Source organism: Cellulomonas xylanilytica (assembly GCF_007989805.1).
GTDB lineage: Bacteria > Actinomycetota > Actinomycetes > Actinomycetales > Cellulomonadaceae > Cellulomonas > Cellulomonas xylanilytica.
This window is the reverse complement of sequence record NZ_BJUB01000002.1, coordinates 1-13,637: the sequence shown is the minus strand read 5'-3', so window position 1 is coordinate 13,637 and position 13,637 is coordinate 1. Positions and strand designations below refer to the sequence as shown.

General features: G+C 71.2%; 12 protein-coding genes. 10 read left to right on the top strand and 2 right to left on the bottom strand.

All coding sequences use genetic code 11. The features are described 5' to 3' along the window. Positions 1-378 precede the first annotated feature (378 nt). The 4 genes from CXY01_RS02895 to yjfF all read left to right on the top strand — a co-directional run bounded on the left by CXY01_RS02895 (position 379) and on the right by yjfF (position 5,102). Entirely contained in the window at positions 379-1,389 is a 1,011-nt protein-coding gene (locus CXY01_RS02895) for an ABC transporter substrate-binding protein (protein WP_146925580.1), read from the top strand. Between the two features lie 103 nt (positions 1,390-1,492). Continuing rightward, on the top strand, positions 1,493-3,028 hold the full coding sequence (locus tag CXY01_RS02890) for a sugar ABC transporter ATP-binding protein (RefSeq protein WP_146925579.1): 1,536 nt from the start codon (positions 1,493-1,495) through the stop codon (positions 3,026-3,028). Next, entirely contained in the window at positions 3,025-4,074 is a 1,050-nt protein-coding gene (locus tag CXY01_RS02885; protein ID WP_246124984.1) for an ABC transporter permease, read from the top strand. The genes CXY01_RS02890 and CXY01_RS02885 overlap by 4 nt, the downstream gene beginning before the upstream one ends. After that, positions 4,074-5,102: a galactofuranose ABC transporter, permease protein YjfF gene (gene yjfF / locus CXY01_RS02880; protein ID WP_146925578.1), complete on the top strand. Its 1,029-nt coding sequence runs from the start codon at positions 4,074-4,076 to the stop codon at positions 5,100-5,102. Before CXY01_RS02885 ends, yjfF begins: the two co-directional genes overlap by 1 nt. A 173-nt stretch (positions 5,103-5,275) precedes the next feature. Here the strand turns inward: yjfF and CXY01_RS02875 are convergent, their stop codons facing one another. Then, entirely contained in the window at positions 5,276-5,911 is a 636-nt protein-coding gene (locus tag CXY01_RS02875; RefSeq protein ID WP_246124983.1) for a potassium channel family protein, read from the bottom strand. Positions 5,912-5,975: 64 nt separating this feature from the next. Next, positions 5,976-7,352 (bottom strand): TrkH family potassium uptake protein, encoded by a 1,377-nt coding sequence (locus CXY01_RS02870; RefSeq protein WP_146925576.1) that lies wholly within the window; start codon positions 7,350-7,352, stop codon positions 5,976-5,978. A 129-nt stretch (positions 7,353-7,481) separates the two neighbouring features. Between CXY01_RS02870 and CXY01_RS02865 the strand changes: the two genes are divergently transcribed. From CXY01_RS02865 to arfA, 6 genes are all read left to right on the top strand, one after another. Next, positions 7,482-8,669, top strand: a complete 1,188-nt coding sequence (locus tag CXY01_RS02865) for an acetoin utilization protein AcuC (protein WP_146925575.1) — start codon at positions 7,482-7,484, stop codon at positions 8,667-8,669. A gap of 207 nt (positions 8,670-8,876) precedes the next feature. Further along, positions 8,877-9,116: a helix-turn-helix domain-containing protein gene (locus tag CXY01_RS02860; protein ID WP_146925574.1), complete on the top strand. Its 240-nt coding sequence runs from the start codon at positions 8,877-8,879 to the stop codon at positions 9,114-9,116. 160 nt (positions 9,117-9,276) lie between these two features. After that, positions 9,277-9,375 carry a 30S ribosomal protein bS22 gene (locus tag CXY01_RS02855; RefSeq protein WP_003792170.1) on the top strand — a complete coding sequence of 33 codons (99 nt, stop codon included), beginning with the start codon at positions 9,277-9,279 and terminating at the stop codon, positions 9,373-9,375. A gap of 155 nt (positions 9,376-9,530) precedes the next feature. Continuing rightward, complete coding sequence (locus CXY01_RS02850; protein WP_246124982.1) at positions 9,531-10,574, top strand: LacI family DNA-binding transcriptional regulator; 1,044 nt, start codon at positions 9,531-9,533, stop codon at positions 10,572-10,574. 200 nt (positions 10,575-10,774) lie between these two features. Then, positions 10,775-12,085: a glycoside hydrolase family 27 protein gene (locus CXY01_RS02845; RefSeq protein WP_146925573.1), complete on the top strand. Its 1,311-nt coding sequence runs from the start codon at positions 10,775-10,777 to the stop codon at positions 12,083-12,085. After that, the gene (arfA, locus tag CXY01_RS02840) at positions 12,082-13,590 is read left to right on the top strand and encodes an arabinosylfuranosidase ArfA (RefSeq protein WP_146925572.1); all 1,509 of its coding nucleotides are present in this window, start codon (positions 12,082-12,084) and stop codon (positions 13,588-13,590) included. Before CXY01_RS02845 ends, arfA begins: the two co-directional genes overlap by 4 nt. Positions 13,591-13,637 lie beyond the last annotated feature (47 nt).

Genomic DNA, 13,637 nt, shown 5'->3' with positions numbered 1-13,637 from the left:
GACCGGTGGTCCCGGGAGCGGCACGCTACGAGGACGACCAGCGTCCCGGCCGCCACGCTCGTCGACAGTGCCGCTCCTGCCGGATGACCAGCGGGAACGGCCGTGACCGGAGGCCGTTCCCGTCCGCCCGACGGGTGAGCTCCGCACCCGGGAGCGCCGGGCCGGCGGCAGCTCGCGTCGTCGGCTCGGAAGCGTGATCGGAATGCAACCTGAAAACCAGGCCTCCCACGAGAATGTGAGCGCTAACATTCAGGCGAACCACCTGCTGGACCTCGGTCCAGCGGGGCTCGTGCTCCCGGTGCCCCGGGGTGCGCGACCGCAGACCGGCCGGCGTGGGTCGGACTGCGTGCCAGTGCGTTTCTCGAGGAGGAGAAGCAGATGGTCAGCAAGATGTTCAGGACACGGTCGCTCGCCGCAGGTCTCGCGGTGCTCGCACTCGGGCTCGCGGCGTGCAGCAGCGGCGGCGACTCCGGTGACGGGGAGACCGCAGGCAGCGGCGACGGCGGCGACGGCGGCGCGATCTCCGTCGGCTTCAGCCAGGTCGGCGCCGAGAGCGGCTGGCGTGCCGCCAACACCAAGTCGATCCAGGACGCGCTCACGGAGGAGGCCGGGTTCGACCTGAGCTTCTCCGACGCGCAGCAGAAGCAGGAGAACCAGATCCAGGCGATCCGGTCCTACATCGCGCAGGGCGTCGACTACATCGCGTTCTCGCCGGTCGTCGAGTCCGGCTGGGACAGCGTGCTCGAGGAGGCCAAGCAGGCCGACATCCCCGTGATCCTCACCGACCGTGCGGTCGACTCCGAGGACACGTCGCTCTACGTGACGTTCATCGGGTCGGACTTCGTCGAGGAGGGCAAGCGCATCGGCGACTGGGTCTCCGAGAACCTCGGCACCGAGCCCATCAACGTCGTCGAGCTGCAGGGCACCACGGGCTCCGCACCGGCCATCGACCGCAAGACCGGGTTCGAGGACGCCATCGAGGGCAACGACAACATCTCCGTGATCGCGTCGGAGACCGGCAACTTCACGCGCGCCGAGGGCAAGACGGTCATGGAGGGCTTCCTGCAGGCCTACCCCGACATCGACGTCGTGTACGCGCACAACGACGACATGGGCCTGGGCGCCATCGAGGCGATCGAGGCGGCCGGCAAGGTGCCCGGTCAGGACATCAAGGTCGTCACCATCGACGGCGTCAAGGACGGCATGACCGCCCTCGCCGAGGGCAAGATCAGCTACATCGTCGAGTGCAACCCGCTGCTGGGTCCGGACCTCGCCGAGATCATCAAGACCCTCGAGGACGGCGGCACCGTCGAGCCGCGCATCGTCACCAAGGACGAGGCGTTCGACCAGGAAGGCGCCAAGGCAGTCCTGGCCGACCGCCAGTACTGACCGTCGCACCCTGAGACGCCACGCTGCCCGGGGGGACCTCGCGTCCCCCCGGGCGGCACAGCCCTGCCGGTACCGTGAGACCGGCGCGGACGAAAGGTCGACGATGACCGAGACAGCAGAACCGACCCCGATCGTCGCGATGACGGGGATCTCCATCACGTTCCCCGGGGTCAAGGCGCTGGACGGCGTCGACCTCCGGCTGTTCCCGGGCGAGGTGCACGCCCTCATGGGCGAGAACGGCGCCGGGAAGTCCACCCTGATCAAGGCCCTCACCGGCGTGTACACGATCGACTCCGGGTCGATCGTCGTCGACGGCGAGGAGCGCACGTTCGCCGGTCCCGCGCAGGCTCAGGCCGCGGGGATCAGCACCGTCTACCAAGAGGTGAACCTCTGCGACAACCTGTCGGTGGCGGAGAACATCATGCTCGGCCACGAGGTGCGCCGCGCCGGGGTGGTCGACTGGCGGCGCACCCGGAGCGCGGCCCGCGACCACCTGCGGACCATGAACCTCGACATCGACCCGAAGTCGTCGCTGTCGTCGCACTCGCTCGCCGTCCAGCAGCTCGTCGCGATCTCGCGGGCGATGGTCGTCGACGCCCGCGTGCTCATCCTCGACGAGCCGACGTCCAGCCTCGACGCCGACGAGGTCGCCCGCCTGTTCGACGTCGTGCGCGCGCTGCGCGACCGTGGCGTCGCCATCCTGTTCGTCTCCCACTTCCTCGACCAGGTGTACGAGATCAGCGACCGCATGACGGTGCTGCGCAACGGCACGCTGGTCGGCGAGTACCGCACGGCCGAGCTGGACCGGGTCGAGCTGGTGCAGAAGATGATCGGCCGCGCGCTCGCCGTCCTCGAGGAGCTCGAGGAGGCCCCGAAGCGGTCGGTCGCGGAGCGCGTGGACACCCAGCCCTACGTCCAGGCCATCGGGCTGGGGCGCAAGGGCACGATCGAGCCGTTCGACCTCGACGTGTACGCCGGCGAGGTCGTCGGGCTCGCGGGCCTGCTGGGCTCCGGCCGCACCGAGCTCGCCCGGCTGCTCTACGGCGCGGACCACGCGGACTCCGGCGAGATCCGGGTGGAGGGGGTCCCGACGAAGATGCGGACCCCGCGCACCGCCCTCGCCCGCGGCATCGTCTACTCCTCGGAGAGCCGCAAGACCGAGGGCATCGTCGGGGACCTGACGGTGCGCGAGAACATCGTGCTCGGGCTGCAGGCCGACCGGGGCTGGCTGCGCCGGATCTCGCGGCGGAAGTCCGACGAGGTCGTGAACCGCTACATCGAGGCGCTCGGCATCCGTCCCGCCAACCCCGAGGCCATCGCCGGCAACCTGTCCGGGGGCAACCAGCAGAAGGTGCTGCTCGCCCGCTGGCTCGCCACCGCTCCGAAGCTCCTGCTCCTCGACGAGCCCACCCGCGGCATCGACGTCGGGGCCAAGGCCGAGATCCAGAAGCTGGTCGCCGACCTGGCCCAGCAGGGCATGGCGGTCGTGTTCATCTCCGCCGAGCTCGAGGAGGTCCTGCGCCTCTCGCACCGCATCGCGGTGCTGCGGGACCGCCGCAAGGTCGCCGAGATCACCAACTCCGACGACGTCACCACCGACGACGTCGTCCACCTCATCGCGAGCGGAGGGCAGTCATGAGCTCCGTCATGACCTCGGCCGGAGCCGTAGCCCGGCACCGGTTGTTCTGGCCGATCGTCGCGCTGGCCGTGCTGCTGCTCGCCTGCGTGCTGAAGTCGAACACCTTCCTGGACATCACCGTCCGGGACGGGCACCTGTACGGCGGGCCCATCGACATCGTGCGGCGCTCCAGCGTCCTGCTGCTCGTGGCCCTGGGCATGACGCTGGTCATCGCGACCCGCGGCATCGACCTGTCCGTCGGCGCCGTCATGGCCATCGCCGGAGCGGTCGCCCTGTCCCAGATCGCGGCGTCCGACAACCCGGAGTCGCTCGCGGTCGTGCTGTCGGCGATCGGCAGCGCGGTGCTGGTCTGCCTCCTGATCGGGGTGTTCAACGGGTTCCTCGTGGCGGTGGTCGGGATCCAACCGATCATCGCGACCCTGGTGATCATGACCGCCGGGCGCGGCATCGCGATGCTTATCACGGGCGGCCAGATCACCACCGTGAACAGCGCCCCGTACAAGACGATCGCCACCGGCTACTGGCTGGGGCTGCCCGTCGCGGCGCTCATCGCCGGGTTCTTCTTCGTCGCCATGGCGCTCATCACGCGGCGCACCGCGCTCGGCGTGCTCATCGAGTCGGTCGGCATCAACCCCGTCGCCTCCCGGCTGGCAGGCGTGCGGGCCCGGACGATCATCTGGACCGTCTACATCCTGTGCGCGTTCTTCGCGTGCATCGCCGGGTTCATCCGCAGCTCCGACATCATGGCGGCCGACGCCAACAACGCCGGTCTGTTCATCGAGCTCGACGCCATCCTCGCGGTGGTCATCGGCGGCACCTCGCTCGCCGGCGGCAAGTTCTCGCTTGTCGGCACGCTGGTCGGCGTCCTGGTGATCACGACGCTGACGTTCTCGGTGACCATCCTCGGCATCCCCGCGAACGCGGTCTCGCTGTTCAAGGCGCTCGTCGTCATCCTCGTCTGCCTCCTCCAGTCGCCCGTGGTCCGCCACAAGCTGCGAGCCCGCAGGCGAGCCACCGCCCCTGCTCCCGTGGAGGTGCCGGCCTGATGGCGACCGACCAGCTCACCCCGTCGAAGGTGCCCACCGCACCACGTCAGTCGCTCGGCACCCGCGTCCGGCGGTTCCACGTCGACGAGCGCTACCTGCCGGTCCTCGGCACGGTGATCGTCCTGATCGCCATGCTGGCCATCGGCGGCTCGCTGTACGAGAACTTCCTGTCCGGCCGCGTCATGGCCAACGTGCTCATCAACAACTCGTTCCTCGTGGTGATCGCCGTCGGCATGACGTTCGTGATCCTTACCGGGGGCATCGACCTGTCCGTCGGCGCCGTCGTCGCGCTGTCCGGCTGCGTCGCCGCGTGGATGTTCTCGCACGGGTTCGGCGCCGCCGTGGCCATCCCGCTGGTCATCCTCGTCGGCACCGTGATCGGCCTCGTCGTCGGCGTGATGGTCCACGTCTTCGAGATCCAACCCTTCATCGCCACCCTGGCGGCGATGTTCCTGGCGCGCGGCCTCTGCTACATCGTGGCGCCCGAGTCGATCCCGATCACCGACCCCACCATCGTCGCCCTCGCCCGCACCCGCTGGGGCACCGAGGACGGCCTGGTCATCACCCCGAGCGGGGTGATCGCGCTGGCGGTCGTGGCCATCGCGTTCGTCACGCTGCACTACACGCGGTTCGGCCGGACGGTCTACGCGATCGGCGGCGGCGAGCAGTCCGCCAAGCTCATGGGTCTGCCGGTGGCGCGCACCAAGGTGCTCGTCTACGTCATCAGCGGCACGTGCGCCGGGCTCGGCGGCCTGCTGTTCGCGATCTTCTCGCGGTCCGGCTACGCGCTGACCGGGGTCGGCATGGAGCTCGACGCCATCGCCGCGGTCGTCATCGGCGGCACCCTGCTCACGGGTGGGAGCGGCTTCGTCCTGGGCTCGGTGCTCGGCGTGCTGGTGCTCGGCCTGATCCAGACCATCATCACGTTCCAGGGCACCCTGAGCTCCTGGTGGACCAAGATCTTCATCGGCGCCCTGCTGCTGATCTTCGTGGTCCTCCAGCGCCTGCTGGTGATCCGCCGCCGCTGACGGCTCTCCGAGTCGACGAGCCCGGCTGCCCCACGACGAGCGCGGCAGCTCACGAGCGCGGCGGCCGACGACGAGCGCGGCAGTTCGTGACGAGCGCGGCAGTTCCGACTGCCGCGCTCGTCGCAAGCTGCCGCGCTCGTCGCAAGCTGCCACGGTCCGTCGTCAGGACGGGGTCAGGGGCGGGCCGCGAACCTCTCCAGCAGGTCGGCGTGGCCCGAGACGATGATCAGGTCATTGGTCGACAGGCGGGTGTCCGGGGTCGCGTACACGAAGTCGATGCCCGGGCTCTTCACGCCGATCACCGTCACGCCGTAGCGCTCGCGCACCTTCGACTGGGCCAGGGTGAACCCCTGCGTCTCCTTCGGCGGGCGCATCTTGACGATGGTGAACCCGTCCTCCACCTCGATGTAGTCGAGGAGCTTGCCGGAGACCAGGTGGGCCACGCGCGCGCCGGCGTCGGCCTCGGGCAGCACCACGTGGTGCGCGCCGATGCGCTGCAGGATGCGCGCGTGCTCGTTGCTGATGGCCTTGGACCAGATCTGCGGGATGCCGATGTCCACGAGGTTGCCGGTGATCAGCACCGACGCCTCGAGGTAGGACCCGACGCCGACGACGGCCACGGGGAACTCGCGCGCGCCGAGCTGCTCGAGCGCCTCCGGGTTGGCGGCGTCGGCCTCGACGAGCGCGATGCGGCCGGCCCACTGGGCGACGAGCTCGGGGTTGCGCTCGACGGCGAGCACGTCCTGCCCGAGGCGGTCCAGGGTCGCGGCGATGGAGGACCCGAACCGGCCGAGCCCGATGACGAGCACGCCCGAGTCCTTCTTCGGGGTGCGCGGTGCGTTCTGCGTCCCTTTGAGGGAGTCGCCAAACCTGTCAGCCAATGATCGGCCTCTCTTCTGGTAGCCGGATCACCCGACGACGGTTGCGCAGCGCGAGCGCGGCCGCAAGGGTCATCGTGCCGGTCCGGCCGATGAACATGAGCACGGTGAGCACGTACTTGGCCGCGTCCGGCAGGTCCGCGGTGATGCCCGTGGACAGGCCGCAGGTGGCGAAGGCGGAGATGACCTCGAACAGCACGGTGTCGAGGGCCAGGTCGGTCATCGCGAGCAGGAGCAGGGACGAGACCAGGACGAACGTCGCGGAGACGAGCGAGACCGCGATGGCGACCTGCAGGGCCTCGCGGGGGATGCGGCGGCCGTAGGCCTCGACGTCCTTGTCGCCGCGGCCCTCGGCGAGGATCGCGAGCAGCATGACGGCGAGCGTCGTGACCTTGATGCCACCGGCGGTCGAGGCCGAGCCACCACCGACGAACATGAGCGCGTCCATGAGCAGCCAGGTGCCCTCGCGCATCTCGCCGACGTCCACGGTCGAGAACCCCGCCGACCGGGGCATGACCCCGGCGAAGAGGGACGCGAGGGCGGTCCCGCTGGCGTCCAGCGGCTTGAACGTGCCGGGGTTGGTCCACTCGAACGCGGCGACGAGGATCGACCCCGCCACCACGAGCGCGAGGCTGGTGGTGATGGTCAGCTTCGAGTGCAGGCTCCACCGGCGCGGCTCGCGCAGGTTGCGGGCCACGTTGAGGATCACCGGGAACCCGAGCGAGCCGATGAACACGCCGATGATGATGGGCATGAGCACCCACCAGTCCGACACGAACGGCTCGAGCCCGTAGGGCGTGGGCACGAACCCGGCATTGTTGAACGCGGAGATGGCGTAGAAGCCGGCGTGCCAGGCGGCCGAGCCGACGTTCTCGTCGTACATGAGGAACCGCGGGAAGAGCACGATCGCGATGATGAGCTCGAGCGCGACGGACGTGATGACCACGGTGCGGATCAGCGACCCGACCTCACCGAGCCGCGTCTCCTTGGTCTCCGACGACACGAGCAGCCGCTGCGTCAGGCCGATGCGCCGGGACACGGCCATGCCGAGCAGCGAGGCGAGGGTCATCACGCCCAGGCCGCCGATCTGGATGGCGACGAGGATCACCACCAGGCCCCACGCGGACCAGTACTCACCGGTGGGCACCACGACCAGGCCCGTGACGGTGCTGGCGGACGCTGCCGTGAACAGGGCGTCGACGAATGGTGCCCGCACGCCGCTGGCGGTCGCCCACGGCGCCGACAGTCCGGCGGTCACCACGACGATCACGAGGGCGAACACGCCGAGCGCGAGGCGGGCGGGGGACTGCCGTGCGGAGTGGTCGACGATGTCGCGCAACCGCCATGCCACGCCCGGGCCACCCCGCGCCATCACACCTCCCGCAACCGGCCCGGCGCTCGCCGGTCGGGCCAACTCTGGCACGCCGTGGCCGTGTGGATCGACCCGACAGGCACAGGTCCCCGGATCGACAGGGGCGGCCCCGGGTGCGACGGTGAGCCCATGACGTCGCAGGCACCCGTGCGCGTGGTCTGGTCGCGCGAGATGCTCGCGTACGACTTCGGCCACGGGCACCCCATGACGTCCGAGCGGCTGGACCTGACCATCCGCCTGGCCGAGGCGCTCGGGCTGCTGGCGGGCGACGACGTGGAGCTGGTCGGGGCGCAGATGGCGTCGGACGAGCTGCTGCAGACCGTCCACGACCCCGCGTACGTGGCCGCTGTGCACGCCGCGTCGACCGACGGCACGCCGGACCCCGCGCACGGCCTCGGCACGTCCGACGACCCGGTGTTCCCGGACATGCACGAGGCGTCCGCGCGCGTGGTCCAGGGCTCCGTGGACTCGGCGCTCGCCGTGTGGGAAGGGCGGGCCCAGCACGCCGTGAACGTGACCGGGGGCCTGCACCACGCGATGCCCGGGGCGGCCTCGGGGTTCTGCGTGTACAACGACGCGGCCGTCGCCATCCGCGCGCTCCTGGACGCGGGGGCTCAGCGGGTGGCCTACGTCGACGTGGACGCGCACCACGGCGACGGCGTCCAGGCGGTGTTCTGGGACGACCCGCGGGTGCTCACCGTCTCGGTGCACGAGACCGGGCACGCGCTGTTCCCGGGCACCGGTCACCCCCGGGAGACCGGGGGACCGGGAGCCGAGGGCACGGCGGTCAACGTCGCGCTGCCGTCGGGCACGGGCGACGCCGGCTGGCTGCGGGCGCTGGACGCGGTGGTGCCCGCCGTGGTGCGCGCGTTCGACCCGGACGTCCTGGTCACGCAGCACGGCTGCGACACGCACCTGCTGGATCCTCTGACGCACCTGCGGGTGAGCATCGACGGGCAGGTGCGTGCGGCGCAGCTGCTGCACGACCTGGCGCACGAGGTCGCGGACGGACGGTGGCTCGCCCTGGGTGGCGGCGGGTACGCGGTGGTCGACGTGGTGCCGCGCGCGTGGACGCACCTGCTCGGCATCGCGACGCACCACCCGGTGGACCCCGGCACGCCGGTTCCCGACGCGTGGCGCTCGCTGGTGCGCGAGCGCTACGGGCGCCTCGGCCCGGACGTCATGACCGACGGGCGCGACGCGCGGTTCAGCCCGTGGTCGGCCGGCTACGACCCGGGGGACGACGTCGACAGGTCGATCCGCGCGACCCGGGCGGCGGTCTTCCCGGCGCTGGGCCTCGACGCGGACCACGACTGACCGGCACGGACGCGGGACGCGGACCACGACTGCCCGCCGCGGACGCGGGAGGCGTCGGACGCGACCGGGTGTGCGGTGCGTTGGGCCGGACGAGCGACGTCCCAGCCGTCTCCTCTATCCCACCTGTCCCACGCGCCACTAGGCTGGTCCGGCACCCGCAGGGTGGGTGCGCGGGCCCGCCGCGCGCCGGGCGGAACGGAAGCGGACATGAGCGAGCAGCGCGACCAGCCCGGGCGCACGCGATTCCTGACGGTGCTCGAGGTCGCTGAGGTCATGCGGGTCTCCAAGATGACCGTCTACCGCCTGCTGCACTCGGGGGAGCTGCCCGGGGTCCGCGTCGGCCGCTCGTTCCGCGTCCCGCAGGACGCGCTGGACCACTACCTGGCCACGTCGCCGGCCGTCGAGGCGCGCGAGCAGGCCCACGGCCAGGAGCGACAGACGTCCTGATCGACCGCGCGTCGCCCGGCGCTCCCGCGATCGCGTAAGGTAGAGCCTCGGACTTTGTTCGTGCGTGGTCGACTCGATAGCACTCGATCTCTTCTGCGCGTCGATCGACCACCAGAACGGCCCGTCTCCGGGCCTCCATCGGAAGCGAAGTGAGGACCCCATGGGCTCCGTCATCAAGAAGCGCCGCAAGCGGATGGCCAAGAAGAAGCACCGCAAGCTGCTGCGCAAGACGCGTCACCAGCGTCGCAACAAGAAGTGAGCCACGGCGGCCGTGAGGTCGCCCGCTCCGACGAACGGGCCCGGCTTCTGCCGGGCCCGTCGTGTTTCTGCCGCCTCCCGGCTTCTACAACGATGTAGCGTGCTCCTGATCTGGGACTCTGTCCCGTGGGCGGGGGCGCGACCAGGGAGACGGCGATGAGCACGGCCAGGCGGGGATCCGCGGTGACGATGCACGAGGTCGCCGCGCGGGCGGGGGTCTCGATCAAGACCGTCTCCAACGTGGTCAACGGGTACCAGTACATCCGACCGGCCACCAAGGAGCGGGTCGAGGCGGCCATCGCCGACCTCGGGTACCAGGTGAACATCTCGGCGCGGAACCTGCGGCGGGGCCGGACGGGGCTCATCGGGCTCGCGGTGCCGGAGCTGTCGCTGCCGTACTTCGCCGAGCTGGCCGACTCCGTCATCCGCGCGGCCGAGGCCCGCGGGCTGACCGTCCTCATCGAGCAGACCGGGTCGGTGCGTGAGCGCGAGCTCGAGGTGCTCTCCGGCCAGCGCCGGCATCTCACGGACGGCCTGATCTTCTCGCCGCTGGCCCTCGGGCCGCAGGACGCGGCGGCGCTGCACGTCGACTTCCCGATGGTCCTGCTGGGGGAGCGGATCTTCGGCGGCCCCGCCGACCACGTGACGATGAACAACGTCGAGGCGGCCCGCGCGGCCACGCAGCACCTCCTCGACCTCGGCCGACGGCGCATCGCCGTGGTGGGTGCGCACGAGGGCGAGACGGTGGGTTCCGCCGCGCTGCGCGTCCAGGGCTACCGGCAGGCGCTCGAGGAGGCCGGCCTGAGCGTGGATCCGGCGCTCGTCGGCGAGGCGGGGCTGTGGCACCGCGCGACGGGCGCCGACACGATGGAGCGCCTGCTGGAGTCCGGCGTCGAGATCGACGCCGTGTTCGGGCTCAACGACGCGCTCGCGCTGGGCGCCCTGCACGTGCTGCACGCGCGGCGCATCGACGTGCCGGGGCAGATCGCGGTGATCGGCTTCGACGACATCGAGGAGACCGCGTACTCCTCGCCCACCCTGACCACCGTGGCGCCCGGTCGGGAGCAGATCGCAACGACGGCGGTCGACCTGCTGCTCGCGCGCATCCAGGAGGTCGAGCCCGACAAGCCCTTCGTGCAGGTCGTCACCGACTTCGAGATCGTCGTCCGGGAGTCGACCGTGGGAGAGCAGGCGTCCTGAGATGGCCCTGGACGACGCCGACCTGCGACGGTCGTCTACACCGGTGTAGAACGCGCGACGCGGTCTGTCCTGCGATCAGCGCACCGATGCGCGACGGTCGTTTGACGTCGTCCCGACGCGCCGTGCATGATGCTTGTACAACGATGTAGAAGACGGCGAAGGGGCCTCCACGAATGTCGCGTCACGCGCAGACGCCGCCCATGGGGTGGAACAGCTGGGACAGCTACGGGACCACGGTCACCGAGGACGAGGTCCTGGCCAACGCGGCCGTGCTGGCCGAGCGGCTGCTGCCGACCGGCTGGGACACCGTCGTCGTGGACATCGACTGGTACGACCCGGCGGCCCGCTCGCACGGCTACAACGACGGGTCGACGCTGGTCCTCGACGCCTACGGGCGCCAGCTCCCCGCCGAGAACCGGTTCCCGTCCGCGGCCGGCGGCCGTGGCTTCGGACCGCTCGCCGACCAGGTGCACGCCCTGGGGCTGCGGTTCGGTGTGCACATGATGCGCGGCATCCCGCGGATCGCAGTCGAGCAGGGACTCCCGGTGGAGGGCACCACCTGGACCGCACGGGACGCGGCCGACACCACCTCGGTCTGCCCGTGGAACGACGACAACTACGGGCTCGACCACGGCCACCCCGCCGCGCAGGCGTACCTCGACGGTCTCGTCGCGCAGCTGGCCGGCTGGGGGGTCGACTTCCTCAAGGTCGACGACATGCTCGCGCCGTACCACCCGGACGCGGTCGAGGCGTGGGCGCTCGCGATCGAGCGCTCCGGCCGGGACATCGTCCTGTCGCTGTCGCCGGGCACCCACCTGTCGACGGCGCACGTGGAGCACCTGCGCGAGCACGCCCAGATGTGGCGGGTCTGCGACGACCTCTGGGACCGCTGGGAGGACGTGCACGCGCAGTTCGCGCGGCTCGCCCGGTGGGCGCCGTTCCAGCGCCCCGGCGGCTGGGCCGACGCCGACATGCTGCCGCTCGGCCGGATCGGGCTGCGTGCCGAGCGGGGCGACCCCCGGCACAGCCTGCTGACGCCCGAGGAGCAGCGCACGATCCTCACGCTCTGGGTGATGGCGCGCTCTCCCCTGATGGTCGGGGGAGACCTGCCGACGAGCGACCCCGCGACGCTCGACCTGCTGGCCAACCCCGCGGTCGGCCACGTCCTGCAGAACGGGACCGACGGGCGCGAGGTCGTCCGCGAGCCGCTCGACGACGGCGAGCTGATCGTGTGGACCGCGGTGGAGGGGGCGACGACGTACGTCGCCGTCTTCTGGACCGGTGCCACGCCGCGGACCGTCTCGGTCCCGCTGGCGTCGCTGGTCGGCCACGCGGGGGCGACGGGCAGCTGGACCACCCGCGACCTGTGGGACCCCCGCACCACCCCCGACCTGCACCCCACGCCGTGGGAACCCGAGGGGGCGCTCGTCCTCGAGGTCCCGTCGCACGGCGTCCGCTGGGTCTCTTGTCAACCAGCAGAGCCCATCCGACCGAACCAGGAGACCGCATGATCCCCGTCCGCCTCACCCTCGACCCGGCCTTCCGGGTGGGACCGGTCCGCCGGCGCACGTTCGGCTCGTTCGTCGAGCACCTGGGCCGCTGCGTCTACACCGGCATCCACGACCCCGCGCACCCGACCGCCGACGCGGACGGGTTCCGCAAGGACGTGCTCGACCTGACCCGCGAGCTCGGCGTCAGCACCGTGCGGTACCCCGGCGGCAACTTCGTGTCCGGCTACCGCTGGGAGGACGGCGTCGGCCCGCTCGACCAGCGCCCGGCCCGCCTGGACCTCGCCTGGCACTCGACCGACCCCAACACCGTGGGCGTCGAGGAGTTCATGCGGTGGGCCAGGCTCGCCGAGGTGGAGCCGATGATGGCCGTCAACCTGGGCACGCGCGGCGTGCAGGAGGCCGTCGACCTGCTCGAGTACTGCAACGTCCGCGGCGGCACGCGCCTGTCCGACCAGCGCCGGGCCAACGGCGCACCCGACCCGTACGACGTGCGGATGTGGTGCCTGGGCAACGAGATGGACGGCCCGTGGCAGATCGGCCACAAGACCGCCCACGAGTACGGCCGGCTCGCCGCGGAGACCGGGCGCGCGATGCGCATGGTCGACCCGGACCTCGAGCTCGTCGCGTGCGGCTCCTCCGGCGTCTCCATGCCGACCTTCGGCGAGTGGGAGCGGATCGTGCTCACCGAGGCGTACGAGCAGGTCGACCTCATCTCCGCCCACGCGTACTACTGGGAGGAGGACGGCGACCTCGGCTCGTTCCTCGCGTCCGCGGTGGACATGGACCACTTCGTCGAGTCCGTCAGCGCCACCGCCGACGCCGTCCGCGCGCACAAGAAGCTGGACAAGCGGATCCACATCTCGTTCGACGAGTGGAACGTCTGGTACCAGCACCGTGCCGAGTCCAGGCCGCCGAGCGGGCACGACTGGCCCGTCGCGCCCGTGCTGCTCGAGGACCGGTACAACGTCGCGGACGCCGTCGTCGTCGGCAACCTGCTGATCTCGCTGCTGCGGCACACGGACCGCGTGCACTCGGCGTCGCTCGCGCAGCTGGTCAACGTGATCGCGCCGATCATGACCGAGCCCGGTGGCCGGTCGTGGAAGCAGACGATCTTCCACCCGTTCGCGCAGGCGTCCCGGTACGCGAAGGGCGACGTGCTGCAGGTCGCCGTCGAGGCGCCGACGTACGAGACCGCGAAGTTCGGCGACGCCGCGCTCGTCGACGCCGTGGCCACCTGGGACGCCGAGTCGGGCGACGTCGCGCTGTTCGCGGTCAACCGCTCGCTGACCGAGACCGTCACGATCGAGGTCGACGCGCGTTCGCTGCCCGGTCTGCGCGTCGTCGAGGCGACCACGCTGGCCAACCCGGACCACACCTGGTCCGCCACCGCCGACGACGACACCTCGGTCGTCCCGCGCGCCAACGCCACGGCGACCGTGCGTGACGGTCGCGTGTCGGTCCAGGTGCCGCCGGTGTCCTGGAACGTCGTCCGGCTGGGTGTCTGACCTACGAGAGCCGTGCCGTCGTGGCGGGCCCGCCGAGCCGGGGCCCG